Here is a 26,755-nt window from a genome sequence, read left to right as displayed (position 1 = left end):
TTCAAAATAAATTGTTTAACTAAATTCATCACCAAATGCTTCCACCATTCCAATGGCTTGCTGTTTAATTTGCTGTTCCTGTTCCTTAGGATATATTAACAAAACCCTGCCATCATCAACAACAATATAATCCTCTAAACCTTTAATTACAGCCGCCTTACCTTTAGGTAAATGGATGATACAATTTTTAGTGTCTTCTATCTGTAAATAATCTACGTTCAAAGCATTATTATCTTGATCCTTCTCTACTACCTCATGTAAAGAAGCCCAAGTACCTAAATCAGACCAACCGATATCGGCAGGAATAGTAAAGACATTATCCGCTTTTTCGAGTATCGCATAATCAATGGAAATATTCGGACTTTTAGAGTAATTTTTATTTATAAAATCAACTTCATTACTTGTATTATATGCTTCATTTCCTTTGGTAAACAAGATATGTATTTCGGTAGCATATTTTTGAAAAGCTTTTTGAATACTTTGTGCACTCCAAATAAAAATCCCTGCGTTCCATAAATAATCACCACTTTTCAAATATTCCTGTGCCTTATCTAAAACAGGCTTTTCTAAAAATTGTACTACTTGGTGAACCCCCTTAACTCCTTCATTTTGGAAATTGATATATCCATAACCAGTATCTGGTCGTGTCGGGCTAATCCCCAGAGTTACCAATGCGTCATTGCTGGCAACATAATCTAAGGCTTGCAAAATTTTATTCCGAAATTCAGTCTCTTTTAGAATCAAATGATCAGAGGGTGCCACAACTATATTGGCCTGAGGATTCTGTTTCAGAATTTTATATGAAGCATAAGCGATACAAGGTGCCGTATTGTTGCGACTAGGTTCCAATAAAACATTATTTACTCCTATTTCTGACAGTTGTTCCTGTATCAATTCAAAATACTGCTGATTGCTCAATATGTAAATATTCTCCTTTGGGCAGATTTTCTCAAAGCGCTCATAGGTAAGTTGCAACAATGATTTCCCAACCCCCAATATGTCTATAAACTGTTTTGGAAAGTGATTGCGGCTCTTGGGCCAAAACCTGCTTCCGACACCACCTGCCATTATTAGGACGTAGTTGTTATTTTTATTTTCTGTGATTGTTATCATACTATACGTTTGTTCATTTGGCGATATGTTGAATTTAAGGAAGACTAGACCTTCAATTAATGACTAATTTTCAAGCTCAAAACTAACTTCAAATTAAATCTAATCCATCATATTGTCAAACTGTGGCTAGCGAATAGCCGCTACTCACCTTTCTTTTAATTGAATCATAGCTATCCGAATTTGATCCTATCAATCCATAAAAAGTTTTGCATTGTTTTATTGTTTTTTCATTAAAATCAAATTGCATTAACTCATTTTTAAAATTCTTATTTACTGAACCTGTAGCAGTTATATTACCTCCCGCTAATACTATTTCAATTTGATAGGCTGGATTTGAACAAATAACAATATATCCGTTCTCATCTTTTCCTTCTCCATAAAAAACTATACTTATCCTAACTTTACCAAATGTCATGCATACAAAATCACGAACGGAAGTAGTAACTCCTTGTAACAATCACATAATCCTCTGCATTACACTAATCGTGTCTTGCATCTAAGCTTCCTAAAAACAAAGTATCTTGTAATACCAAAGCTTTTTTCGAAACCGGTGTGATAACTTTATGAATCAAAAACCTTTTTCCACGCATTTGCTTTTAATTATTGAATAAAATTCCATTACAAGCAAACATGTCAAAATATTCCCTGTAATTCACAGTTATCCAGTAGGCATATTATGACAACTGTATAAGTAAAACGAGTATAAAAAGGTGTAATTTCCGAGTGTGGAACTGCTTGTACCAAACCATACAATTTCGATGTATAGTCTTGATAAATTTATGTTTGTTTGGCTCCAACAAACGCAAAAAAACAATTCCAACGGAATTAGCAGTATATTCTGGAGTACTAAAATTTACTTTTACTGGCTCATCGCCCCCAGATTATCAATCATATATGATTGTACTTCTTAAAGGATAGGAACTAAATTAATCCAATCACAAAAACCTTACAATGCACTTTGATACTTATATTTTTTTTGATGCAGATAGTAATACAAATGATCGATACAATCCGTTTTAACCAAAAAAGAAGTTTCAAAGCTTGAAGTACAGATTCCTTTTTTAATACTGAATCAGTAAGTTATGTATCATTCTGACTTTTAATTCCTGCTATAAGTTTTATTTTTTAAACGAACCAAAAGTCTTCATCAATCCTTGCACTGATGAAACCGGTAAAGATTTACCAATTGACTTCACAATTTTTTCATTGCTTACCACATAATTCTCCGTTAACTTTTGCAAACGTTCTGAATTTAAGGGTAAATGCAATATATCCCCTAATTTAACTGCACCTCTTATCCAAGGAACAGGAACTGACCAAATACTACTTTTTTTATCCAAGCTATTACATAATAATTGAATCAATTCATTTGTAGATAAAGTTGCATCATCTGAGACGTGATACACCCCCGAAGGAACACTTTTGTTTTCTAATATTTCCTTAATAACAAAACAAAGATTTTCAATACTCAAAAAAGAACGTTGATTTTCAAAAGCCCCTAAAGGCCAAGGCAATCCTTTAGCAACCAATTGATACAACAAATTTAAATTTCCTTTGTTACCTGGACCATGAATCATACAAGGTCTTAATATGTAAACTCTTTTCCCATTAGGCAATTTTTGCTCTAATATATATTCCTCCGCTTGATGCTTAGCAATCCCATAATGGGTTTTAGGGTTTGGTTTAAACTCTTCAGTCAATACGCCTTTTACTTCATCAGCAACTGCTTTCACTGTACTCATAAAAATAAAAACAGTGGCTTCTGATTTTAAAAAAGAATCAAAAAGCTGCTTAGTCAACTCAAAATTAGAGTCATAATATTCCTTCGGATTGGATACTTTTTTTAAATCATGAGCTTTACCTGCCAAATGGATAATAGCATCCTCTTTTATATCAAATTGCTGATTAGGCTGGTAGCGAACAGACATAGAAAAAACCGTATTGTCGGTTTTCAGATATTCCCGAAGATTCTTGCCTACAAATCCTGAGGCACCAGTTATCGCTATTCTCATTTTTTTAAAAAACCAATTATTTTCCAAAAAAAACGCATCTTAATCTTAAATGATGAAAAGGCAATTCCATTCATGGCAAGTGCTTTTTGAATTTCTTTGGTTATTAATTTATAAGAAGAAGTACCTGAACTACTCAAACCGCCAACCAACATTGCGGTCGTTGTTATTCCTGAGTATTCCCAAACTATTTTGTTTCTTAAAAAGAAACGTGTTATTAACTCATAATCGGCTCCAATTTTGAAACCTAAATCATAATTTCCAAACTTATTAAAAAGCGCTGCTTTGAAAAAAATTGACGGATGAGGAGGCATAAATCCAATGGTAAGTTTTTCCGGAGTCCAGTATTTAGAAGAATACAATCGTACTATTTTGCCGTTTTCCCTATGTTGAACAATATTACCTACTGAAGCTTCTATATCATTTTTTTTGTGAAAATTAACAATATCTTCAATAACAGTATTGGAATGAAACGTATCATCAGAATTTAATATCCCTATTAAATCTCCTGTAGCCATGGCAACACCTTTATTCATGGCATCATAAAGCCCTTTATCAGGTTCTGAAATCCATTTTGAGATTTTATTCTCATGCTTTTTTAGTATTTCTAAAGTATTATCTTTTGAATTACCATCAACTATTATATACTCAATGTTTACATAGGTTTGACTTGCGACTGAAAGAATTGTTTTCTCAATAGTAGTCGCACTATTGTAACAAACGGTAATTATGGAAATTTTCATTGTAAAATCACTTTTTGTATTTTCTAATCAATTCTAGTAAATTATGAATTGATTTATCATCAATCTCTTTTGAAAAAATATTATTCACCTCAGTTTGCTCAAAAAAATGGATAGGCATATCCCACCATTCTGAGTCTTGAATTGCATTAATTATATTTTCTGAAAATCTCTTTTTAATTTCTTTCGCAGGAACTCCTCCCACTATTGTATAAGGCAAAACATTTTTAGTAACCACACTGTTAGCCCCAATAACAGCTCCATTGCCAATATTAATTCCATCCAAAATTACTACATTGGCACCAATCCATACATCGTTACCAATTGTAATACGCTCACCATCTTTGAATTTTAATTCCTTCGACAAAATCTTTTTCAACGGATTCACTGGAGAATAAAAAATAGGACTGGTCGAGATAAAATGTAATGGATGTTTTCCTAATCCTACTTTAACACTTTTAGCAATCGAACAAAACTTTCCAATATCGCAATTATTTATAGTACAATTATAACTTATATAAGAATAATCTTTGATTATGGTATTTAATACGATTGAAAATGGGTAAATTTTAGCCGTCTTTGAAATTGTACTATTTTTTCGATAAGAAAAAAATTTTAATGTTTTCATACTATAGAGTCAAAAATTTTATTTTGCGCATAGGGATTGTAATACTCATCAATCATTTTAAAACAATCTTCTCTAGTTTGTTTTTTGTTTTTATTAAAAAGCCAATCTTTCAAAACAATCAGTAAACTTTCGATTGGTTCTTCATATTCAAAAAAAGTCCCCGTTTTATTCTCAACTATAGCTTGGTATTCCGGCATTTGTTTGTCATAACGATTGTGTGTAACAACAGGAACACCATAACACAAGGAATGAATAGCGTTTAACCCAACTTCTCCTGGCGAAACTACAACATTCATCAACTGCATCAATTGACAAATAATCTTTTCATCATAACAGGCTCCGTAAAAGACAACAAAATCATCAAGATTTAATTCTTTAACTTTCTTTTTAAGAAAATCCATTTGCTCACCATCCCCTATTAACAAAAGATTTGCCTTACGATTACCTTCATTAATTTTATAAAGAACATCTACCAATAAATCAATTCTTTTTTGCTTCGTCAATCTACCTATGAATCCAAATACTGGTAATTCGTCGTGCTTAAATATTTCAAGTTTTTTTTCAGAATAGACCTCATTCCTTATTTTTAACTGTTCATCGTAATCCAAAGAATTATAAACAACTGATATCATTTGTTCAGAAAATCCTTTGGCAATAAGAATATCTTTTGCACGCTGCCCATATACTAATATTTCATCTGCTAGTCTGTAAAACACACTTCTAACAAAACCCTGAAAATTTTTTTCTTCACGAATAAATCCATGAGTCCAAAAGATTACTTTCTTGTTCGTAAGTCTAGCCAATATTGCTCCTATCCAAGTTGACAAATAATACATATTCCCCAAATAGATTATAGTATCATATTTCGTTGAAAGACTTAATTTTAAAACTGATGGTTGAAATAAAAAATATTTTAAAAACCAATAGTTTTCTGTTTTAAGCCAATTAATTCCGCCAGTTTCTGGTAAAATTTGAGAAAGATGTTCGTCAGCCGTTTTAATATTTATATCTGTTTTTACACCAGATAAAATAGTATATTTTGGGTTATTACTTTTTGATAAAAGATTAAAAATCGGAATTCTGTAATGAGCTATATAGTGGTATACTATCAGTACATTTTTCATTTTTTTATTTTTATAGCTAATTTATTTAATTCAAAATCTAAAATTGCGCATACCTGAAATAAAACTTCAAAACAATCCAATTAATTATGGAATTATATTTTCTAAAGCCTTATCATTATGTTTTGATTATTTCTATTTTATAAACGAATCCAAATAATCCTTTAACAATTCACTTTGTATATATTTGGGTTCTTTACCCTCGATTTTAACATCTGTTTTATTCATTTTTGAAAATGATTTATGATCAGGATCCCACCATACAATTCCTTGAACGCTTTTATTTTTATACTTGAAATTTCTAATAAACGTGATATTCTGCAAAACTTCCTCTTTAGAAACTAATTGTCCACCATATAATTTATTTGAAGGATGAACAAGATTCCAAATGAATGGAACAACAGGTTTATTCAGTCGAACGCCATAGTCCAAAGCAAATTCCAAATTCTCTCTTAAATATTTTTGATTTCTTGATTTCCCTATTTGACTATCAGGATACATCGTATAAAGAGAGGGAAAGATATAATCAGATAAAGACAAGATTGCATCCAATTTTCTACTGTTCATGTGAGAATTAGCATAATAAGTTCTAAAAGGCAAGGCATAAACTCCTACCTTAACATTTGGACACATTTTTTTTACTGTCTTAATCATCCAGGTAAATTGCGCACTAGCCTCACGAAATTCAAAAGTTTCCGAATCAAACTTAAGTAAGTTTGAATAAGCTTCATTCTCTAAATCAATACAAAGTATTCCGTTTGCCAAGGAATCTGGATAATATCTATTTATCACTTTAATAAACAATTCCTTATCAACCTTACCTGTTTTTTTAGGATCGATATAAGTACTTATCATTAAACGATATTCTTTAAAATTATCTTGCTGAGATAATAATGTCTGCAACCCGGTAGTATATTTATCTGGAGAGTAAAATATCTTAAAATCTGATTTAACTTGTGAAAGTACACTTGCATGGATTAATAACATTAGTATTAAACAACTGTAGCTTGATTTTAATTTACTCATAATTCAATTCTTTATTAGTTAAACAGATATTGCTATTTTTAGGAATAGCTGCCAAAAATCCAAGCCCAAACCAAAACATTCTATTCATTTCTAAGGACATACTACTAAGAGACTGAAAGAAAGAAAATATAAAAATAAACAAAATCAAATTCATAAAAGGATTGACACTGTCTTTTTTAAATAATCGCATAAGTGCTCTAACAAAATTACGAATTGAAAAAACAATTAATGGTAACCCAAAAAAAAGACCCCAGCGCATGATTATTTCCACAAACTGATTGTGTGGATAGGGATTATAACCTTCTTTCCCTAATAAAATAACATCTTCAATATTATTAAAAAAATCTTCCATTATCAATGTTCTTTCATATGAAGATTTATCTGCCTCAACATCCTCCGATAGTGCAATTAATGTTTGAAACCTTTCTAATGTCCCTTCCATTTTATCTTGCATAGCTGGGAAAAAATTTAATGCAAGCACAAATATTAATACTGCGACTAATAACACTTTAAGAGACTTAAAAACATATCGGACCGAAAATATTTTTTTAAAGTTTATCATCAATAAAATCAAAACAATATAGATTAATGCTCCTCTTGATTGTGTAGAGAGAATAACAAATAAAACACAAAAAATGCTCAAAAAAACAACTCCCTTAATCCACTTTTTTAAATCATAATAAACAACAAAATAATACAATATAAAAAAAATTATTGCATTGGTATAGGCAATTCCTATCACATTAATTCCACTGTCATCTCCCTCTTCTACTGCGGATCTAGTATTACCTCCAACATTATTTAAAAGTAACTGAGACTGATATTTTATAAACATCACCCCCCCTACTATTGCTAGCAATGAAATTAACAAGATAATTTTCGGACTCACTTTTGTAAAGTAGTTTAAATTACTTGCCACAAAGTAACCCGATAATAGCAATAGAAAGCAAATAACATCAAACGTAAATATTGAAAATGTGACTGTTTTCTGACTTCTTACTATTGCAATAGCCCAATAACTAATAAGAAAGAATAACGCAATTAAACTAAAATTAATAAATCTTCTATAAACGGGTAAAGTAAACGAAGACCCCAATATTAGTATAAAACCAAACATTAACAATCCCATTTTAAGTACTCCCCCCCCTATAAAAAAACCATTTATAGACCATACCAGAAAAAAAACACCTAAAACAAAAAAATTACTACGCTTATTAGGTATTTCAACTGCATTATCAAACATTTATTGTCATTTTATTATTCAATTAATTTTTAATGCAAAACTAATTCTGCAAACTTACTTGGACTATGTTCTTCAACAAATGAATTTTCGGAGGTAAACAAAACTTGAAAACTAAGTACCTCATCAATCTTGCTGGCAATTTCGGATGAACTTACTTCCTCCAATAAAATACCTAATTTATTTTCCTCAATAATTTCTCTTATTAACCCCTTTCCTGTGGCAATTACTTTTTTGTTAGCCGCGGCCGCATGACCAAGAATTCCACTGGAAGCTTCTGTGTTTTTATAAGGCAATAAAATAGCATGGGACTGATCAAATAAACTTTTCATCATCTCATTAGAAACAAACTGATTATCCCAGACTATCTGAACATTAGAATTTAATGTATTATATTTTACTTTATCTATAATAGTTTGCTCTATCTCATCATTTTCGGCCTTACCAACCACCAAAATAAAAACTTTAGATTGATTTTCTTCAGAAATACAAGTTGCCGAATCAATAACTTCAAATGTTCCTTTTCGATCTCCTAACGACCCAATGTGCAAAAATACTTTTCTGTCTTTTTCAGAATTATAGTGTTCATAAATATCGAAATTATCTAGTGGTGTTAATTTCGCTATTGGATCTGGTAGCATTTTAAAGATGTCCGTACTAAATTCATTATTTAAGTAGACTGCGGTTTTCTGATCATTTAAAATAAATATTCTTTTTATTTTAGGATTAAATGAATATAACTTAGTGGTAATATATTTACGATAATACTTTAATTGGTCTTTCAAACTATTTTTATTCATCCTATGAAATTGCAAAAACAATATACCACTTAAAGTATAAGATGGGCGATAAAAAATTGAAGGCAATTGAAAAATATTAAAATACAAAAGACAAACATGATTTACTTTATACTGTATCCCATAATAATGCATTAACTTATATAATGAAAAAGAACTTCTTATGATACTTCTGGAAAAACATTCATGAACTTGATCGTATGAAACACAAACCCATTGAAAATTTGTAATTAAGTTCCCTTTATCATATATAGTTTTAAATTTTGCTGGAAAATCAGGGTGAACTACAAAAATATATTCATCTGCATCTTTATTATCGGAGAGATAATTAATTAAATGGCCAATATATTCTGTGTGATGTCCTGTAATTTGTATATCAAAAAAAAGTTTTCTCACGTAATTTAATTTATCATTTTTATAAATTTAGCAGGATTCCCCCCCCATATTTGATCTTGCGGTATATTAGATACCACCACGCTACCTGCTCCAATTATAGAACGATTACCAATTTCAACACCTTTGCAAATAATTGATCGAGTCCCTATAAATACGTCATCTCCGATTTTCACTGCCTTTGAAATACAATTAATTTCATCTGTTGCTACTGACCTTCGTAACTGATAATCTAAAGCGTGCATATCTGAATCTAAAACTAGTACGTCAGCGCCAATTTTAACGTTGTTGCCAATCTGAATACTGTTTTTTGCCCACAAAGTAACACAACTCATACCAACGTTGTCGCCTATAGAAATTTCAGCTTCTTTATCAACTCTTATAAAACTTTTAATGTTTCTACCCAAAGGATTTTGCATTAAACCACTAACCAAATTAAAATTATCTCCAATATCTAATTTACCAGAATCGCTAACTGTCAAATTTACCGGGCCTCTAATCCTTAATTTAATTCCTATTTTATAAGACCGTTGATTAAATTTCAACAAACCGACTAAAACATAATATATAATAATTATTCTCTTCATTAATACATTATTTTAAATAATTATCATAAAATCTATATGTCCTTTCAAGATTAACTTTCATATTAAAATTTTGTTTCGAAAAAGCAATTCCATCCTTACCCATCTTTTTTCTTAATTGCTTGTCTTCTCCTAATAACACTGCACATTTTTGAAAATCAGGACTATTTTTATATAAAAAACCAGAAGTGTTTTCTAGAACTAATTCATTAACTCCTCCGATGTTTACACCAATAATAGGCAAGCCGTGTGCTGATGCCTCAATAATTCCTCTAGCAAAATGAGGTTCTGTAAATGGGCACACAAAAACATCTGAACTTTTCAAGATTGAAGAAACATCCCTTCTAAAAGGTAAAATATGTATATTTTTATGATTTACATAATTTAGTTGCAGTTTATTTTGAGCTCCAACTAGAACAAAATGAAAATTTTTATATTTTTCTGTCAAAGATAATCCCATTGTCACCAACTGCTTCCATCCATTACTTTTAGCAAATCTTGCTAGATAAAGAAATACTACATCTTCTTCATTAAGATTTAATTCGGTCTTTATACTATTATAAGAAGTGTTCATATCAACATCTTCAACAAAATTATAAATCACTTCACTTAATATTTCAGTTTTACTAGAAATTTTCAATGACTCTAAATCAAATTTAGATATAGCGATAAAGCCATCAATATATTTTTTACAAAAAAATCTTAGTGGTGCTCCCCATAAACCTTTACGCAAAGGCTCCCTAACGTGAGAAATTATTTTTATATTATTTAATCTAGCTGCTATTGCAAAACTAAACAGACAGGTAGAATTAAGATGAATTAAATCAGGCTTTATTTCTTTTAATAACTTACTAGCTTTCAAAATACTAGGTATCAAAAAAATCCAATTTCTCAAAAATAATTTCCAATCTTTTTCAACAACTGTTGATCCATGAAAAGGCTTTATTCCATTTACTTTTATTAATTTTACGGGCAGAGTTTCAAAAAATTCATTTATCGGTCCATCCTCAATATTAACTAATACAGGATAAAATTTTGATTTATCCAAATCTTTTATAATAAATCCCATACTCTTAGGAGCTCCACCAAAACCTCCAGCGTGGTGTACATATAAAATTGTCGCTTTACGATCTTTTTTAGTGGTCATAGTTTATTTATCAAATTTAGTTCATATTGCCTATCAGATAATATTCACAACATATCATCCAACAATTTAACATTTTTTATTAAAGAAGAAGTAAAAACATTTTTGTTTGCTTCTATTTTTTCAACATCCCAATCCCACCATTTGATAATCTTTAATTTATCAATTACCTCATTATCAAATCTATATTTTAATATTTTAGCTGGTGAACCCCCAACAATTGCGTAGGGAGGAACGTCAGTAGTAACCACACTATTACTTGCAATGATTGCTCCGTTACCAATGGTGACTCCTGATAAAATTACTGAATGCGTTCCGATCCAAACATCGTTTCCTATTTTTATGCTGCCTTTTGAAATAATATCTTGATCAGCAATTTTAAAAATATGTTTCATTATCAAATGGGTCGTAATTCTATCTGAATGATGAGTAAACTCTTGAAAAGACACATTGCGAGCAATACTACAAAAAGCACCTATTTCTATTGAATTGATGGATGCATACAAATCGGTATTGGGCCCATTGATAACGGAGTAACGCCCAATTTTAATTTTTGCTCCAGAAGAGGAAACAAGAGTTACACCTCCTTGCAAAATAGCATAATCATCAATGTCAATATCACCTGAAATTGTTACTTTTTTTAAAGTTGCTAAAGGTGAAATCTTTGAAGTTTTAGTAACTGAAATTATATTAAATTTAAAGAATTTATTATATGCATAAAAAATTACCTTATTAAATAAACGATTTTTCATAACGACTTAATGTAATAATTGAATTGCCGATTTATAATTTACCTCATCCACAACATTTTCTTTTTTATTTTTAGAGTCCTCTATACAATTTTCAATAAACTGATACAAATCCATTTTATCACTTACGTCATAATATAATGCCCCACCAATATTTAAAATGTCCTGAAAATATTTTTTCCCTATTTCTCCAAGAATAATATTTGCCTTAACATTCATTAAATTGGCCTCCAATATACTTCCTGAAAAGTGCGAAACATGTACAACACAATTTGCTAGAATTAAGGGCAAAGGAATCTTAGATGCTTTTTTAATTTCAACTTTATCAATTATATTTTCTTTAGTTAAAGTATTATATAATTCTGTAATTTCATTTTCAGTCATTCGAGGATGCAACCGAAGCCACCAACTAAAATTTTGAGGGGTTTTTTTTATTGCTTCGATAATATAATCGTGTAAAACCGGTACTAGAGTAGTCTGTAAAGTATAAATTATAATTTCCTTTTCAACTAAGAACACTTTCTGGTTTTTTAAAAAATCTATCCATGGATTGCCTCCAACAATAACTTTATGAGGGGTTTCTCTTGTAAATTTTAAAATATTATCAGCCGAATTTTTATCCCAATTCCAAAAATAATCTGGTACTAGTTTATATCCTTTTAGTGGAATTTTTTTAAAATTATAAGCTACATGAAAACCGCCCTGACCACCATGCTGCATATCTACTGAAACTAAACCTTTTTCTTTTGCAGCTAATAAAAGCCCATACATTTTGCTATTGTAGTAGCACAAAACAAATACATGTGAAGCTTTATTTCTATCCAATACATAAAGCCATAATTTTTTCCAAACAAATGCATTATTCAATTCACTAGATATCTTTGTCAATAACTTAGTAGGGTTAATTTGCATCCCTTGTTCTAATTCTTTCAATAAGCCATCAAAACCTTGAAATTTATCATAATCAACGATCGTTCCTTTTGTGATAAAATTAAAATAATGAATAAACTTAGTCACATCAAAGACACGATCCTCGCGATAATGTTTTATTTTTCTTTTTTTATCATATTCAAAGATGCTTGAACGCTGTCCTTCATTATCCTCTATTGAATCCATAATCGGATCAAAATAGCGATTATAAAATACCCCATCCCACATTACCCGATGTCCAAAAAAGCCAGAAAACATATATTTAATTTCCATTATTTTAGCTCTTTTTAAACAAAAATAAGAATAAACTACATCCAGCTTAAATAATCTAAAAAATGAAATAATCTTACTTTTTAGATTTTTAGATTCTATTTTACCCTGATTATATGTCGAAAAAAAAATAGTGGTTTTTATAATTGGCCATATCTCAACATCTTCTACCTTCCAATCTTCAACTGGATATTTTTGTTCAGTATTTTCTAGAAAATTGATAAGATTTTCTCTTTCTTTGAATTCCATTATAATTAAAACTTTTTATTAAGTTTAAACAGAAGAACTGCTGCAATAACTGAATATACGATAGAAATTACTATTTTAGTAATAACCCCATATTCAACAATTTCATACGCACAAAAGGCTAAAACTATCGTAGCCAGTAACCATCCAAACTGATAATAATTTGCAACATTAATTTCTTTGAAAATTTTATAGTAAAATCCAGCATATCCCATATACAAAAATGCAGCAAAAGTTGTAAAAGCGGCCACTTTATATCCATAAAATGGCATCAATATAAGATTGAGGCTTACATTGATTATTGCAGCTGTTAATGTTAATTTCCATAAAAATTTTGTTTTTTCTTTATAAAATAACTTGTTTACAGCTCCAAGGTACATAGGTCTATAATTGTATGACATCACTATAACGATAGCCAATGGATAAAGTTGACTTAAAGATGCATTCCTTATCATTATCTGAAAAACTTCTTTCATCCAAATACTTCCAATGAATGTTAAATAAAAGAAAACTATTTGCATAACAAAAACTAGATCTCTAGCTCCATAATCATCATTTTTTTTATATTTTTCATTCATTAAAGGACCAATTGCATAACCGCCTGCAACTCCGAGAGCATTGAACATATTACCAACGCTGTAAGCCACATTATATTTGCCTATATCACTTGTGGATATTTTTTCGAGATCCATTACTACTTTATCCGAACTATCTAATAAATAAGAGGAATAATGATGCGGTACGACAGGCAAACTTACTTTTAAGCTCTTTTTTATAAATCTCCACTTAAAATTATAAATAGGTGTCATTTTAAATTTGACATTTAGCGGATACCAGTAAGATATGTTATTTAAAATCCCAACAATAAAATTGGACCAAAACCAACCCATATATCCCATTTTAAAATGAGCAATAAGAATTACATTTAAGCCCACTGTCAAAACACCAAAAATAAAACTCCTAATCGCTATTTGCATAGGCATTTGATGCAATTGATAATAAGTAAGTCCAACAACAGATGTTTGTCCAAAGAAAACTATAGGTATAACATTTAACACCATTATTAGCCATCTATTATCAACCGCTTCTGGAGGAATAACAACAAAAACCAAAACAGCCAAAAGCAATCCATAAACAAGATTCCATAAGTTCAAAAACCCATAGAGTTGACGCCATGCCCATTTATATTGACCTGGAGAATGGTAAAAACTATTGACCAAAATTAAACGAAGTCCTAATATTGAAAGAACAGAAATTGCTGTAGTATATGCTGTTAATAACCCATAAACACCATAGTCACTTGATGTTAATTCCTTTGTTATAATTGGTAAAGCCAAAAAACCAGCAATTTTAGAAACTTGAGGTGCAAGCCCATATATTGCTGTATGTGAAAAAAGCTTTTTTAACATTTTTATTTTTTCTCTAAAATTATTTCCTTAAATCCATGAATAACAATAGCCTTACTTCTAAAAAATAAAATATTCTTAGGTGTTTGTTATTTTGGCTTATCGAAATTTGCAATAAAAATTGCAATGAATAAATCTTTTTTAATTAAATAGGTAATACATTCTGCAACGAAGTCCTATCAAAAATTTTCAAATATTGTAATCTACCAAACTAAATTTTCTTGTGAATGGTGAAGTAAGCTTTCCAAAAAAAATATTAAAATTGTTAATCTATTTTTACATTCTAAAAACACACTGTTTATCTACCATTCTGTTGAATAGCAAAAAACATTGCTCTTTCTTAAAATTGTAAATCAATTTTAGCTAATTTTATTGAAACTTTATGTGAGACATGGTGCAACTCATAATAACTAAGATAGATATTATTACGATCAAGCAACATAGAAGGATAACTGAACGCAAATTCACTCGAGGTCTCAACATTCGTAATAAATTTCCAATTATGTCCTTTGTCTGAGCTAAATGCAACTGAAAGAGGCGTTCTGTTTTCAGCTGATTTTACATAATTGTTTTCTGTATTATTCCAAGCCATAAAAAGGGTATCTGAATCATGTTTCCTAATTATCGTTTGGGGTGCCGCTGGAGATTTTATATTTGAGTACTCAAAATTCCAACCAATTCCATTATCATAGGAACGTGCAAAAAGGATTTTTCCTTTCTTTGTTCTCATATTTAACAATAATTCTCTATCCGAAAGAACTGTTAAGCCTGGTTCCATAAGCGCATAATCTTTGCTTAACGAAGTTGTTTTTTTCCAATTGAGACCTAAATCATCTGAATAAAAACAGAATACTTTTTGTGAATCATAATTTTCATAAATATCCCCATTAGGAACTGCAACTGGCACCCATAAGCGGTTATTTTTATAAACTACTCTGTCGTTATTCATTATATAGTATCCTGAATTGGGTTCATTCAAAATTTTAGGAAGCCCCCAACTTTTCCCTTGATCGAAAGATTCTTTAAAATATAAATTGATGTTTCTTGTACTTTCCTTAGAGGCAAAAAACAATAATAAATGTTGGTCTGTGATTTTAACCAAACTAGGATTAGCGACATTGATAGCTGCTATATTTTCTTGCAAAAGTACAGGTTCTGACCATGACTTACCGTTATCATAACTTTTTGCTCCTACTATTCTTGTATCCCTATTCAAATCATCAAAATAACCCCAACTAACACCCGCCATATACAAGGAACCGTCTTCAAATTTAATGGTTGACGCATATGAATATTGTTTTTTTAAAAATCCACCCTTTAAAACTATTGAATAATCAACAGTATTATTTACAATATTTGAATCTGTGCTCAAATTTATTGTGATATTTTCAGGAGTCTCTTTATCATCTGTATCACAACTGTAAAGAACAAACAAAAATAAAATACAGAAAAAAAATTTTAAAGGCATACAATTATTTTAAATTATGAACTCTAATTTTATTCTAAATTAAAAAAAGGATTATCCTTTTTCGCTCATTAAAACCTCTGCTATCTTAAAATCAACAATATCATCAATGTCAATTGAAGCTTCTTTTGGCATAACATATTTTGTCATATTTAGTTTTTGATAACCTTTTTCCAATAACTTATCGACTTTAATAATATAAATGGCTCCATTTAATTCATAAACAACAGGACAGTCTTGTCTTCTAGTGTAAATTCCTTCTTTTGTCTTTTTCAATAGACCTTCCTTATTTTCTTCAAACAAAACATAATACGGATTTGCATCTGTTTCTTTTACTGAAACAATTAATTCTATAGTAGGTTCAATCAGTTTTAATGCCTCCCTAATATGACTTCCGTTTCTTAAAGGGGATGTAGGTTGAAGGTAAACAACGTAATCATAATCTGCACCATTCTCTTTATAAAAATTAATTGCGTGTAAGAGTACGTCTTCAGTAGTTGCTGAGTCAGTTGCAATCTCTGAAGGTCTTAAAAATGGAACTTTTAATCCAGAATCCTCAACTATTTTTTTTATTTCTAAGGAATCTGTAGAAACACAAATATCGGCACTATCTGAAATTTCCAAAGCGGCTTCGATTGAATAATAAATCAAAGGTTTGCCATTTAAACTTTTAATATTCTTATTCAATACCCCTTTAGATCCGCCTCTTGCTGGAATTATATAAAGTACTTTCTCCTTCTTCATTTTAGTTTAACCCTTAATTTCTTTTATAAAATTGGAAACACAACTACAAATATAGTTCGCTTCTACCGCTGACAAACTCACCGAAGATGGTAAACTCATCCCTATCTCAGATATATCAGTAGATACTTTTAAATTTTCATTGCTTCCAAATAATTTATAAGGAGGCATCACATGGAGCGGATAAAAAACTGGTCTTGTTTCAACACCTTTTTTATTCAAATAATCCATTAATTCCTCTCTTTTAAATGGAGCTTCCTCCTTTACTAAAAAAGTATAAAGCCAATAGGAGTTATAGGTATCTTGCTTCTCCATAGGTATTTGGAAAAAAGAATATTTACTTAATGTTTCATTATAAATTTCAGCTAATTTTCTTTTAGCATTTACAAACTCACTTAATCTTTCAAATTGCGCAACTCCTATAGCTGCCTGTAAATTAGTTAATCTGTAATTATATCCAACAAAATCATGCCAGTAACGCTTTTCCTTACTCATACCATGATCCCTAAGAACCGCTGCCTTATTAGCGATTACAGGATCTTTAAACAAAACCATACCACCCTCTCCGGTAGTTATTGTTTTATTTCCAAAAAAACTAAAAGTTGCGGCATCTCCAAATACACCAACCGGTCTACCTTTATATTTAGATCCTAATGCCTCTGCGCAATCCTCAATTATTAATAAATTAAATTTTTTAGAAATAACCGTAATTTTATCCATATCACAAGATTGTCCATACAAATGAACTGGCATTATAGCTTTTGTCTTATTTGTAATATGCTTTTCAATATTATCCATATCAATATTAAAAGAATCTCTTTCAACATCGACCAAAACAGGCGTAGCACCGGTATAAATAATTGCATTAATAGAAGCCGCAAAAGTTAAATTAGGCACTAGAACTTCATCTCCCTCTCCTATTCCTAACGCATCCAAAGCTAAATGTAATGCAACGGTCCCATTACTGACGGCTAAAGCAGTAAAATTTTCATGATAATCACAAAACAATTTTTCAAATGACCTAACATACTTACCTTGAGAAGAAATCCAATTGGTTTTAATACAGTCCGTTACATACAACAATTCATTTCCTTCAAGAAGTGGAGCAGAAATAGAAATCCTTCGTAATTTATTAATTGAAGCATAATCAACGATTTTCCCGATCGTATCTACTAAAGGAATAATTTTAATTTTACTATTTATATTATTCAATATTGTTCCATTATCTGAATCAACTGGAAGTGAAAAAAAGGCATTATTCATTACCTCCTTAACTTTATTATCAAGACTACCATCGATTAATAAGAATCTTCTAATATCACCATCTGTCAAAACTCCGACTAATATTTCAAAATCATCAATAATAAATAATATCCCTAATCCCAACTTATCTAATAATTGAAGAGCTTCCCTCAACTTAGCATTTTGATTTATAATAACTTCCTTAACATCCATTTTCTTTAAGTAATTTAATTTGTTGCTTTATTTCACTAATATCTTTAGCCTTTATTTCAAGTACATGAACATATTCTTTAAACTTTGCCAAATAACGTAAAAACCAATAATCTTCTTTGAGTACTAAATTACAGTCTATGGTTCCATCATTATCACTATGATGAAATGCCTTTACAAAAGGACTAATTTTTTCAAATTCTTCAAATAAATCAATTTGAAAAGTTTGACAACTAACTTTTAAATGGGCTGTGTCCAGTAACAAACCCAATCTGGGATTTTTAACATTCTCAAAAAGCCAATCTATTTCCGAAAATTCACAACAAAGTAAGGGATTTGAACCATCATAATTAAACGGCGCTAAAACATTATTTTCTATTAAGAAGTCTACTCCTATTTTATCAGCAAATTCGAGAACTTCATGTAAAGAATCCAGGAACAATTGTTTATGAACATCCTTATTGTAATTTTCTTTTATTGCTATTTTTTTACCTAACTCATTGGGATCCGGATCAATACAAAACCCTGCATGTGCTGAGAAAAATGGAGAATTACTTTTTTTAGATAAGCTTAACCCATTTTTACAATGAGCGACAGATTTTGCTCTAATTTCAGGATTACTACTCGCTAAATTTAAAACATAAGGTTCTTTTGGTGCCGGAAAATAATTATGAGGCATTCTTGTTACAGCTGCTTCACTATAAATTGATTCCATATCTTCTCTATATGGCATTCCCGAACTGAACTCTAAATTAAAATTATTTTCTTGACAAACCCGTATAATATCTTCTACAGACTGCCCTATAAAAGCTAAAGAACTTATGTATATATTAGATTCCATTTATCGTTTTTTTCTTTTCATTAAAATAGCATTATTATTTTCAAGCTTTTTAAAATCTTGAAAATCAAAATTTTTATACATTCCAATAGCTACATGATTTTCTGTATCTACTGATAAACAAACTTCATTTATGCTATGTGCATCGGCGTAATCGATTAAATAATTCATTATTAATTTACCGATGCCTTTCCCTTTATTATTTTCTGATACCGCTATACCCAACCAAATTACATTACCTTCTTTATCTAGATGACCGTATCCTACCGGCGTATTATTATATAATGCAACAATGGTTACTAAATGATTAGAAATTATAGTTAATGGTCTGGTACTAAAATATCTAAAAGATTTAACTGAATTTCCAATATTTTTAACAAATTCCTGTAAAACGTCAATGTTATTAATATCAACTAACTTGATTGCTATATCATTTACCATTCAATACAATTATAATCTAATGCTTCGTCTATAGTCATATCTTTAGCTATCTTTTTTCCAATTACTTCATTTAACATATTTATTGGAATACCCTTTAGTGGTCTTTTAAACCCGATATGGTCCTCTGTAATAATCATTCCCTTTTCAATTGGCGCAATTATAACCAATCCTCTTTTCATACCAACACTATTCTCAATCTCAATATTAGAAGGCTTTTTGACTGTACTTCCTAAAGCCTCCTCTATATTTCGTATCCCCGACACCATTAATTTAAATTCAGCAGGTGTTAATGAACATGAATGATCAGGCCCTTCCATATTTTTATCTAATGTAAAATGCTTCTCTATAATTTCCGCACCTAAAGCAACCGCTGCAAAACAAGCATAATTATTTGCAACATGATCAGAATATCCAACATTTACATTACATGCTGTTTTAATACTATTCATTGCTAAAATATTTGCATCTTCAATTTTTGAAGGATAATTAGTAGTACACTGAAGTACAACAATATTATTGTTACCTACTGCTCTTATAGCTTCAACACCATTAAAAACATCTGCTAAAGTAGCCATCCCCGTAGAAAGCAAAATTCTTTTATTAGTTTTCGCTACATATCTCAAAAAGGGCAGTTCTGTTAATTGTCCAGATGCAATTTTATAAGTATGCACATCTAATTTCTCTAAAAAATCTAAATCTTCCTTATTGTACGGTGTTGATAAAAAATCAATATCTAACTCTTTACAATAATTAATTAAATCTTTATACACTTCAAAGCCTAGTTCTAACTTTTTTAACATGTCAAATTGGCTTTCATTTCTATCTGTCACATCTAATTGATATTTAGCTTTAGGCGATAACTTGGTAACTATTTGCTCTGCTTTGAAAGTTTGAAACTTTACACAGTCTGCGCCTGAATCTTTTGCTTCTTTTATTAGTTGCTTTGCAAGTTTAGGATCTCCATTATGGTTAACACCTACTTCTGCTATAATGTATACTTTATTATAAAGTTTATTCATCTCTAGTCTATATTAAATAATACGTTATCAAATCTTTGATCCAATCAAAATAATTCAAAAATATCAAACCTGCTTTTCAAATATTAATCTTTCACTAATATAATTTCAGATCACTTGCTACCATTTCTTTAACTAATCCTGCCAAATCATATTTAGGTTCCCAACCCAATTGGGTTTTAGATTTAGTAGGATCGCCAATTAGTAGATCGACTTCTGTAGGACGGTAATATTCCGGATCAACACGAACAACTACTTTGCCTATCTCGAGCTGATACAACGGATTACTACAAGCAGCAACTTTGGCCGTTTCGTTCTCATTTTCACCTTCGAAAGACAATTCAACTCCTACTTCAGCAAAAGCCATTATTACAAAATCTCTAATATAAGTAGTAACACCAGTCGCAATTACATAATCCTCTGCAACATCTTGCTGTAAAATTCTCCACATAGCTTCGACGTAATCTTTTGCATGCCCCCAATCTCTTTGTGAATTTAGATTCCCAAGATAAAGACATTCTTGCTTTCCTTTAGCAATAGCAGCTGTAGCCATTGTAATTTTACGAGTTACAAATGTCTCTCCTCTTCTAGGAGATTCGTGATTGAAAAGAATTCCGTTACACGCATACAAATTATAAGCTTCACGGTAATTCTTAGTTATCCAAAAACCATAAATCTTAGCTACACCATACGGAGAACGTGGATAAAATGGTGAATTCTCATCATAAAAACCTTTTGCATTTTTATTTTCTGCCAAACCTCCATAGAGCTCTGAGGTTGAAGCTTGATAAATTCTAGTCTTTTTTTCTAAACCTAAAATCCTAACCGCCTCAAGAATTCGCAATGTTCCGATTCCATCTACATTTGCAACATACTCTGGGGAATCAAAAGATACCTTAACATGAGACATAGCACCCAAATTATAAATTTCATCAGGTTGCACTTCCTGAATTATTCTTATAATATTGGTTGAATCCGTTAAATCTCCATAATGCAATTTAAAATTCACATGAGTCTGATGTTGATCTTGATAGATATGATCTATACGTTGTGTGTTAAAAGAGGACGCACGACGTTTCACACCATGAACCATGTATCCTTTTTCCAATAATAATTCAGCCAAATAAGACCCATCCTGACCTGTAATTCCTGTTACGAGAGCTATTTTCATTTATTTTTGTTATTAAGTCATAAATCCTAGAGTATATAATTAAATCTTATTACTCCATTATAACTATGTTTTACAATTTAACTTCTTTATATTTTCCTTCGTTTTCTATAAACCAATTATAAGTTTTCTGGATTCCCGCTTCTAAATTTACTTTATGCTTCCATCCCAATTCCTGCATTTTTGAAACATCCATTAATTTTCTTGGTGTACCATCTGGCTTTGAATCATCCCAAACTATTATACCTTGGTGTCCAACAATTTTCTGAATAGTTTCTGCTAACTCTTTAATTGTTAAATCTTCACCAGTACCAATATTATATAAATAATCTGGCAATTGATTTTCTAAAGCAAAAACAACTGCTTCAGCCATGTCGTCTACAAACAAAAATTCTCGCATAGGAGTTCCACTACCCCAAAGAGTCACAGGACTATTATCATTTAGCTTTGCTTCATGGAATTTTCTAATCATAGCGGGAAGCACATGCGATGTATTTAAATCAAAATTATCATGGGTACCATATAAATTGGTTGGCATCAAACTAACATAATCTTTATTAAACTGCTTACGAATAGCTTGACAAGTTTTAACGCCTGTAATTTTGGCTATAGCATACCATTCATTTGTTGGCTCTAATGTACCCGTTAATAGATATTCTTCTTTCAACGGTTGTGCGGCTAACTTCGGATAAATACAAGAGCTTCCTAAGAAAATAAATTTTTCAACATTAGACTTTAATGCTGCATCTATTAGATTATTTTGAATTTGCATATTCTCCATAATAAATTGATATGGAAAATCATTGTTTGCTAAAATCCCTCCCACCCTTGCGGCAGCATCAATAACCACATGTGGCTTATGCTTTTCAAAAAAATTCTTGACACTGTTTTGATCTCTCAAATCTAATTCTTTGCTAGATATACCAATTAAATTTGTATATCCTTTAACTGATAATGCTCTCCAAATTGCACTTCCTACCATGCCTTTATGTCCTGCAATATATATTCTAATATCGGTATTCATTCCTTATTTTTTTATTAATTCAATAAATTGATTTATCTATTCTCAAACTCGTTAAACACATTCCCCATATACTCCGAGTTTCTTACTTTTAAAATTAAATTAGCCGCATTTGTTCAAATGAAAATAATATTTTAAGAGCAACAAAAAAGGGTAACGATTAGCACAATTACTAGACGCATACGCTAATTCAGTAGATGCCCGCTAACATCACACTTATTATAAACTTATCTAAAAAAGCATAAATTTGAACCAATGAATGTCAAAGAAAACCTTGATTTTATTTCTTAAAGAAAATACATGTTTTTTTAATATATCCTACTTCTTATTTGAAAGGAATAATACCAAAAGTAGCGAAATATTTTTAAAAGAATTTTTTATTGACTATCTTCAATATTGAATTTTTATTTTCAACTAAGCTGATTTAGTAACCTTCTAATTATCAAATAAAAAAAACCCAAAAATCCTGCCAAAAATCCTCCAAAAATAATTCCTTTAGCTTTACCCAAACGCTCCTTAGGCAGAGGCAAAATTGGCCGGTCAATCACTTGTATTAAAGGTGTTTCTTTGCGTACTGTTACTTTAGCCAATTCCGTTTGCTTTACTAATTCAGAAAGTATTGCAGTATTAGCCTGAACATCAATCTGACGGAGAGCCAAAGGAGTACGCTTTACATTAAGCGCAGGATTCAACATAAAAGTATTATCAGTGGCCACCGCAGCACCTGAAATGGCACTATTGAGTGCAGCACGTATAGAATCCGTTTGTCTTTCCAAAATTTCCATGTTCATACGAGCTTTTTTACTTTTTGTCGCGATATAAAATTTCCCAACCTGTTTAGCTAATGCTTCACAAAAATAAATGGAAAACAATTCATCTGTAGAAGCCACATCCATTGAAATAATAGCAATTTTTTTATCCTTTTGAGCCACTGTCAAAGAATTTTTTGATAAATCACTGTAGATTACACCTAAAATACTATCATGTACTCTGGTGAAGTACTTACGTTTGGTTTCGGGTAAAAATTGTATGTTCTTGTATTTTGGACTATCATTCCATTTAACTCTCCAATCTTTATTTTGAATATACATTTCAGCCAAAGAAATTACTTTCCCATTTACAGTAACAGGATTCATTAAAGTTTGCTCTACCATGGTACGGGATTTGAACAACTCTGTCAAATTAGAACCGTTAAATATGCTACCGCCACCGCCGCCAATATCAATTCCAAAAGAACTGGCTAACGAACCTAATCCAAAGCTCCCACCTCCTTTTTCATCCTCTAAAGCGAAAGATAAGGTGGCAGTATAAACTGGTTTCTTGATAAAAGAATAGGTCAATCCCAAAGTAGCGCCAACTAATCCTGCTAGTACAAGAACCTTCCATTGTGTTAGTAAATAAACATACCAATCTTTGGTTTTTTCTAGCAACTCTTTTAAAGAAATTTCGTCGTTGGGTATTTGTTCGTTCATTATATTAGTTGTCTTTAATTATCTTTTCAAGTAATTTTATAAAAATAGTCACAGCTTGTTTATAAATTTATAATGAGAAGTCAGTTTGTTTAAATCTTGTGCTTTTTTTATTCTAAATGAACAATGATATTTCAAACCTATTGTGGTTGTATTCTATAATTAAGCCAATAACTGGTAATAAAATTACGGTTTTATCGCTGTAACCAAAAGAACTCCCATACTCACTAATACCGAAGCAATACTGACCCACTGCGCTGCGCTCATCTTTTCGGTTTCTGGCTTTTCAGGCACTACAATTTGTGAACCCGGCAATACCTTAGGATTGGATCTAAAAAACAATAAAACTTTGTGTGATACCGCAGCTTCTCCGTTCGGGTATATAATATACGCCTTCTTTCTCCATCCCTTTGCATCCAAACCACCTACAGCATCCAAGTAATAATTAAACCCTTTGTTTTTATTATATGGAATCTCTGATGTCAAAAGTACGTTTCCAGCCACTTTAACCGTTTCATTAAAAGGCGAAACATCAATTTCGTCACCTGGTAATAACGTTACATTCGCATTGCTGCTTTGATTTTTTATCACTTTACCCCAATCCACAGGAATAGTGGCAAATTTCACTTCGTCTTTTAATCTCTTTTCCAATTTGTTTTGAATACTATCTTTCTCTCCTAAATTCAGATCAATATTCTCAAGATCTTCTATTTGGCCTTTTTTGATAGGTCTTTTTATTTTTACTCCATTCAAACTTGCCAATGATGTAAGTCCACCTGCTCTTTTAACAACATCATAAATTTTTTCTTTTTTCCCGGCCAAAACATATTTCCCAGGATAAATGACAGAACCGGTTACAGTAACCATCTCTGGCTTGTGAATAACCGCCATTCTCCTGATATTGACTATGTCAAAAGGTTTCAACGCAAAATTGGTAAGCTGTTCATTCGAATCAGGGGTGATTTCAATATTAAACAATTCTACTTTATTGGGATTACTGTCATCGATCTCTTCTGAACGAATCATTCTGGCGATCTCAACACGCTTAGAAGCCGAACCCGTTAACCCTCCTGCAGCTATTATAAGATCATTCAGTGTTAAATTATCTTGATAATCATATACATTGGGTCTATTTATTTCGCCTTCAATAGTCACTTTATACTCTTCTTTAAAATCTAAGACAGAATAAACGGTTACTACATCCTCTTTTTTTAATACAATATTACTTGTAGCATCACCTGTCATTGCTGTAGCCAAATCAATATTTACAATCTCTTTGGTTAAATCTTCTTTTAATCGTACGATTCTGGCCCTTTTAAGATAAGCATCTTCCTTTAATCCCTCAGCTTGTTTAATCAAATCGGAAACGCGCATCCCTTCGTAAAAAGAATAAGTATTCGGCCTAAACACTGCTCCATTTATTATTATTCTGTTTTCAAAACGATTCAAAATCTTAGAAACACGATACTCATCTCCATTCAAAGGTACATAACTGCTGTATTGTGATTCTTGTATATCCGCAACCTTGAATTCTTTTCCTGTTTTTTGTAAAACATTTACCGACGCAGTATAGGCAAACTCATTAAAACCAGAGGCAAAAGTCAATAAATGGGAGAAATTCTCGCCTTTTTTCATTTCAAAAATCCCTGGTCTTTTTACTGCTCCTTCTAGTGTAACTCTATTAGTATACGCTGGAATACGAATAACATCATTATCCTTTAACCCTACGTTGTCGGATTGGTTACCACTTACCAAAAAGCGATAAATATCAACATTCTTGTAGACCTTATTATTTCTAATTAATTCGATGTTTCTATATGTTCCATTAACACCGGGCCCGCCACCCAAAAATAAAGCATTGTAGACTGTAGCCAATGAAGAAATAGAATAATTACCAGGCTGTTTACTTCCGATAATCGTTACCATAATAGTTCGGATGCCGCTTAAACTTACTGTAACTTGAGATTGTCCCGAGCGTACAGTACTATAAATTCGTGAGATCGCCCCTTTTATTTTTTGGGTTGCAACCTCTATAGTTAATCCTGCTACTGCGATTTGTCCCACATATTGAATGTTTACTTTCCCTTCAACAGTTACAGGCACACTAGCATTAAACTCTTGTACACCGTTTACACTTACTTGCAATTCATCTCCTGGTCCCAAAACATAATTGACCGGTGTCGCTATTTTTAAATTGGGTTGAAAATTTAAATTGGGGTTATCAAACAATTCAGATCCAAAAACAAATGAATTCGCTACATCTTTTTCTTTATTATTCCCTACTGCTTCTTGTTTTCTTACTCCTTCTTCATTATCAGAATTGACGTTTTTGGCATTAGTTTTATCCAATGTTGCTGTTGTTGCCAATCGATTTTTCAATTTAGCAAATTCCCCAGCACTCATCCCTTTTGACAAGGCTGTAGACTCTACCTGATCTATAGACATATTATTACTTTCCAACTGTGTTTTTATTTTGACGATATCCTCGTCCGATAAAAGATCTACTCGTACCGTGCTTAGGTCTTTACCTTTTAAAATGTCTTGAGCGCTCAATGTAGAAGTTTGACACAGGGCTATAAAAAGGATAATTACTATAAATATTTTTTTCATATGGTAGGTACTATTTGATTTTAATGGAATATGATATTTTTATTTTAAATTAAAACTAAGAATTTTACACTTTTATCTTATAAAAAAGTACCGATTTTACACGGCTTCGCCTTAGTGAGTCCCATTTTGGCTCACCAA

The 26,755-nt window shown here is 31.0% G+C and carries 25 protein-coding genes; all 25 read right to left on the bottom strand.

All coding sequences use genetic code 11. From position 1 onward, the window contains the following. Positions 1 to 15: 15 nt before the first annotated feature. Positions 16 to 1,113, bottom strand: a complete 1,098-nt coding sequence (locus KZH69_RS07625) for a mannose-1-phosphate guanylyltransferase (RefSeq protein WP_255557672.1) — start codon at positions 1,111 to 1,113, stop codon at positions 16 to 18. Between the two features lie 115 nt (positions 1,114 to 1,228). After that, on the bottom strand, positions 1,229 to 1,570 hold the full coding sequence (locus KZH69_RS07620; RefSeq protein WP_219316836.1) for a hypothetical protein: 342 nt from the start codon (positions 1,568 to 1,570) through the stop codon (positions 1,229 to 1,231). A gap of 139 nt (positions 1,571 to 1,709) precedes the next feature. After that, positions 1,710 to 1,769, bottom strand: a complete 60-nt coding sequence (locus tag KZH69_RS20670) for a hypothetical protein (protein WP_439649430.1) — start codon at positions 1,767 to 1,769, stop codon at positions 1,710 to 1,712. Positions 1,770 to 2,231: 462 nt separating this feature from the next. Further along, positions 2,232 to 3,125 carry an NAD-dependent epimerase/dehydratase family protein gene (locus tag KZH69_RS07615; protein WP_219316835.1) on the bottom strand — a complete coding sequence of 298 codons (894 nt, stop codon included), beginning with the start codon at positions 3,123 to 3,125 and terminating at the stop codon, positions 2,232 to 2,234. Continuing rightward, on the bottom strand, positions 3,122 to 3,865 hold the full coding sequence (locus KZH69_RS07610) for a glycosyltransferase family 2 protein (RefSeq protein ID WP_219316834.1): 744 nt from the start codon (positions 3,863 to 3,865) through the stop codon (positions 3,122 to 3,124). The genes KZH69_RS07615 and KZH69_RS07610 overlap by 4 nt, the downstream gene beginning before the upstream one ends. 7 nt (positions 3,866 to 3,872) lie before the next feature. Next, positions 3,873 to 4,490 carry a CatB-related O-acetyltransferase gene (locus KZH69_RS07605; protein ID WP_219316833.1) on the bottom strand — a complete coding sequence of 206 codons (618 nt, stop codon included), beginning with the start codon at positions 4,488 to 4,490 and terminating at the stop codon, positions 3,873 to 3,875. Continuing rightward, positions 4,487 to 5,614, bottom strand: a complete 1,128-nt coding sequence (locus KZH69_RS07600; protein ID WP_219316832.1) for a glycosyltransferase — start codon at positions 5,612 to 5,614, stop codon at positions 4,487 to 4,489. The genes KZH69_RS07605 and KZH69_RS07600 overlap by 4 nt, the downstream gene beginning before the upstream one ends. A gap of 132 nt (positions 5,615 to 5,746) precedes the next feature. After that, the gene (locus KZH69_RS07595) at positions 5,747 to 6,466 is read right to left on the bottom strand and encodes a hypothetical protein (RefSeq protein ID WP_219316831.1); all 720 of its coding nucleotides are present in this window, start codon (positions 6,464 to 6,466) and stop codon (positions 5,747 to 5,749) included. Positions 6,467 to 6,629: 163 nt separating this feature from the next. Continuing rightward, positions 6,630 to 7,880: an O-antigen ligase family protein gene (locus KZH69_RS07590; RefSeq protein WP_219316830.1), complete on the bottom strand. Its 1,251-nt coding sequence runs from the start codon at positions 7,878 to 7,880 to the stop codon at positions 6,630 to 6,632. 29 nt (positions 7,881 to 7,909) lie between these two features. Next, entirely contained in the window at positions 7,910 to 9,070 is a 1,161-nt protein-coding gene (locus tag KZH69_RS20665; RefSeq protein WP_219316829.1) for a glycosyltransferase, read from the bottom strand. Between the two features lie 5 nt (positions 9,071 to 9,075). Next, on the bottom strand, positions 9,076 to 9,654 hold the full coding sequence (locus KZH69_RS07580) for an acyltransferase (RefSeq protein ID WP_219316828.1): 579 nt from the start codon (positions 9,652 to 9,654) through the stop codon (positions 9,076 to 9,078). 7 nt (positions 9,655 to 9,661) lie between these two features. Next, positions 9,662 to 10,798: a glycosyltransferase family 4 protein gene (locus KZH69_RS07575; RefSeq protein WP_219316827.1), complete on the bottom strand. Its 1,137-nt coding sequence runs from the start codon at positions 10,796 to 10,798 to the stop codon at positions 9,662 to 9,664. A 44-nt stretch (positions 10,799 to 10,842) separates the two neighbouring features. Further along, a complete protein-coding gene (locus tag KZH69_RS20450; RefSeq protein WP_255557670.1) occupies positions 10,843 to 11,547 on the bottom strand; it encodes a CatB-related O-acetyltransferase in 705 nt (234 codons plus the stop codon). Between the two features lie 6 nt (positions 11,548 to 11,553). Next, positions 11,554 to 12,993 carry a hypothetical protein gene (locus tag KZH69_RS07565; protein ID WP_219316826.1) on the bottom strand — a complete coding sequence of 480 codons (1,440 nt, stop codon included), beginning with the start codon at positions 12,991 to 12,993 and terminating at the stop codon, positions 11,554 to 11,556. Positions 12,994 to 12,998: 5 nt separating this feature from the next. Beyond that, positions 12,999 to 14,399, bottom strand: a complete 1,401-nt coding sequence (locus KZH69_RS07560) for a lipopolysaccharide biosynthesis protein (RefSeq protein ID WP_219316825.1) — start codon at positions 14,397 to 14,399, stop codon at positions 12,999 to 13,001. Positions 14,400 to 14,736: 337 nt separating this feature from the next. Beyond that, positions 14,737 to 15,864, bottom strand: coding sequence for a sialidase family protein (locus tag KZH69_RS07555; RefSeq protein WP_219316824.1), 1,128 nt, complete (start codon positions 15,862 to 15,864; stop codon positions 14,737 to 14,739). 51 nt (positions 15,865 to 15,915) lie between these two features. Beyond that, the gene (locus KZH69_RS07550) at positions 15,916 to 16,605 is read right to left on the bottom strand and encodes an acylneuraminate cytidylyltransferase family protein (RefSeq protein WP_219316823.1); all 690 of its coding nucleotides are present in this window, start codon (positions 16,603 to 16,605) and stop codon (positions 15,916 to 15,918) included. Between the two features lie 6 nt (positions 16,606 to 16,611). Then, on the bottom strand, positions 16,612 to 18,057 hold the full coding sequence (locus tag KZH69_RS07545) for an aminotransferase class I/II-fold pyridoxal phosphate-dependent enzyme (RefSeq protein ID WP_219316822.1): 1,446 nt from the start codon (positions 18,055 to 18,057) through the stop codon (positions 16,612 to 16,614). Beyond that, complete coding sequence (locus tag KZH69_RS07540) at positions 18,047 to 18,895, bottom strand: sugar phosphate isomerase/epimerase family protein (protein ID WP_219316821.1); 849 nt, start codon at positions 18,893 to 18,895, stop codon at positions 18,047 to 18,049. The genes KZH69_RS07545 and KZH69_RS07540 overlap by 11 nt, the downstream gene beginning before the upstream one ends. After that, positions 18,896 to 19,333 carry a GNAT family N-acetyltransferase gene (locus KZH69_RS07535; RefSeq protein ID WP_219316820.1) on the bottom strand — a complete coding sequence of 146 codons (438 nt, stop codon included), beginning with the start codon at positions 19,331 to 19,333 and terminating at the stop codon, positions 18,896 to 18,898. Beyond that, positions 19,327 to 20,352, bottom strand: coding sequence for an N-acetylneuraminate synthase (neuB, locus tag KZH69_RS07530; RefSeq protein WP_219316819.1), 1,026 nt, complete (start codon positions 20,350 to 20,352; stop codon positions 19,327 to 19,329). Before neuB ends, KZH69_RS07535 begins: the two co-directional genes overlap by 7 nt. A gap of 94 nt (positions 20,353 to 20,446) precedes the next feature. Next, positions 20,447 to 21,520, bottom strand: coding sequence for a GDP-mannose 4,6-dehydratase (gmd, locus tag KZH69_RS07525; protein ID WP_219316818.1), 1,074 nt, complete (start codon positions 21,518 to 21,520; stop codon positions 20,447 to 20,449). Positions 21,521 to 21,590: 70 nt separating this feature from the next. Then, complete coding sequence (locus KZH69_RS07520; RefSeq protein ID WP_219316817.1) at positions 21,591 to 22,541, bottom strand: GDP-L-fucose synthase family protein; 951 nt, start codon at positions 22,539 to 22,541, stop codon at positions 21,591 to 21,593. Between the two features lie 407 nt (positions 22,542 to 22,948). Then, positions 22,949 to 24,010 carry a Wzz/FepE/Etk N-terminal domain-containing protein gene (locus tag KZH69_RS07515; RefSeq protein ID WP_219316816.1) on the bottom strand — a complete coding sequence of 354 codons (1,062 nt, stop codon included), beginning with the start codon at positions 24,008 to 24,010 and terminating at the stop codon, positions 22,949 to 22,951. A gap of 183 nt (positions 24,011 to 24,193) precedes the next feature. Continuing rightward, positions 24,194 to 26,617, bottom strand: a complete 2,424-nt coding sequence (locus tag KZH69_RS07510; protein ID WP_219316815.1) for an SLBB domain-containing protein — start codon at positions 26,615 to 26,617, stop codon at positions 24,194 to 24,196. Between the last annotated feature and the right edge of the window lie 138 nt (positions 26,618 to 26,755).

It is taken from the genome of Flavobacterium taihuense, assembly GCF_019351435.1.
Taxonomy (GTDB): domain Bacteria; phylum Bacteroidota; class Bacteroidia; order Flavobacteriales; family Flavobacteriaceae; genus Flavobacterium; species Flavobacterium taihuense.
This window is presented reverse-complemented; position numbering and strand designations above follow the sequence as displayed.

What these genes read in the sequence shown, in the direction of transcription:
- KZH69_RS07625 (WP_255557672.1), bottom strand. Translation starts at nt 1,113, where the DNA reads ATGATAACAATCACAGAAAATAAAAATAACAACTACGTCCTAATAATG.
- KZH69_RS07615 (WP_219316835.1), bottom strand. Translation starts at nt 3,125, where the DNA reads ATGAGAATAGCGATAACTGGTGCCTCAGGATTTGTAGGCAAGAATCTT.
- KZH69_RS07610 (WP_219316834.1), bottom strand. Translation starts at nt 3,865, where the DNA reads ATGAAAATTTCCATAATTACCGTTTGTTACAATAGTGCGACTACTATT.
- KZH69_RS07605 (WP_219316833.1), bottom strand. Translation starts at nt 4,490, where the DNA reads ATGAAAACATTAAAATTTTTTTCTTATCGAAAAAATAGTACAATTTCA.
- KZH69_RS07600 (WP_219316832.1), bottom strand. Translation starts at nt 5,614, where the DNA reads ATGAAAAATGTACTGATAGTATACCACTATATAGCTCATTACAGAATT.
- KZH69_RS07595 (WP_219316831.1), bottom strand. Translation starts at nt 6,466, where the DNA reads ATGATAAGTACTTATATCGATCCTAAAAAAACAGGTAAGGTTGATAAG.
- KZH69_RS07590 (WP_219316830.1), bottom strand. Translation starts at nt 7,880, where the DNA reads ATGTTTGATAATGCAGTTGAAATACCTAATAAGCGTAGTAATTTTTTT.
- KZH69_RS07580 (WP_219316828.1), bottom strand. Translation starts at nt 9,654, where the DNA reads ATGAAGAGAATAATTATTATATATTATGTTTTAGTCGGTTTGTTGAAA.
- KZH69_RS07575 (WP_219316827.1), bottom strand. Translation starts at nt 10,798, where the DNA reads ATGACCACTAAAAAAGATCGTAAAGCGACAATTTTATATGTACACCAC.
- KZH69_RS20450 (WP_255557670.1), bottom strand. Translation starts at nt 11,547, where the DNA reads ATGAAAAATCGTTTATTTAATAAGGTAATTTTTTATGCATATAATAAA.
- KZH69_RS07565 (WP_219316826.1), bottom strand. Translation starts at nt 12,993, where the DNA reads ATGGAATTCAAAGAAAGAGAAAATCTTATCAATTTTCTAGAAAATACT.
- KZH69_RS07560 (WP_219316825.1), bottom strand. Translation starts at nt 14,399, where the DNA reads ATGTTAAAAAAGCTTTTTTCACATACAGCAATATATGGGCTTGCACCT.
- KZH69_RS07555 (WP_219316824.1), bottom strand. Translation starts at nt 15,864, where the DNA reads ATGCCTTTAAAATTTTTTTTCTGTATTTTATTTTTGTTTGTTCTTTAC.
- KZH69_RS07550 (WP_219316823.1), bottom strand. Translation starts at nt 16,605, where the DNA reads ATGAAGAAGGAGAAAGTACTTTATATAATTCCAGCAAGAGGCGGATCT.
- KZH69_RS07545 (WP_219316822.1), bottom strand. Translation starts at nt 18,057, where the DNA reads ATGGATGTTAAGGAAGTTATTATAAATCAAAATGCTAAGTTGAGGGAA.
- KZH69_RS07540 (WP_219316821.1), bottom strand. Translation starts at nt 18,895, where the DNA reads ATGGAATCTAATATATACATAAGTTCTTTAGCTTTTATAGGGCAGTCT.
- KZH69_RS07535 (WP_219316820.1), bottom strand. Translation starts at nt 19,333, where the DNA reads ATGGTAAATGATATAGCAATCAAGTTAGTTGATATTAATAACATTGAC.
- neuB (WP_219316819.1), bottom strand. Translation starts at nt 20,352, where the DNA reads ATGAATAAACTTTATAATAAAGTATACATTATAGCAGAAGTAGGTGTT.
- gmd (WP_219316818.1), bottom strand. Translation starts at nt 21,520, where the DNA reads ATGAAAATAGCTCTCGTAACAGGAATTACAGGTCAGGATGGGTCTTAT.
- KZH69_RS07520 (WP_219316817.1), bottom strand. Translation starts at nt 22,541, where the DNA reads ATGAATACCGATATTAGAATATATATTGCAGGACATAAAGGCATGGTA.
- KZH69_RS07515 (WP_219316816.1), bottom strand. Translation starts at nt 24,010, where the DNA reads ATGAACGAACAAATACCCAACGACGAAATTTCTTTAAAAGAGTTGCTA.
- KZH69_RS07510 (WP_219316815.1), bottom strand. Translation starts at nt 26,617, where the DNA reads ATGAAAAAAATATTTATAGTAATTATCCTTTTTATAGCCCTGTGTCAA.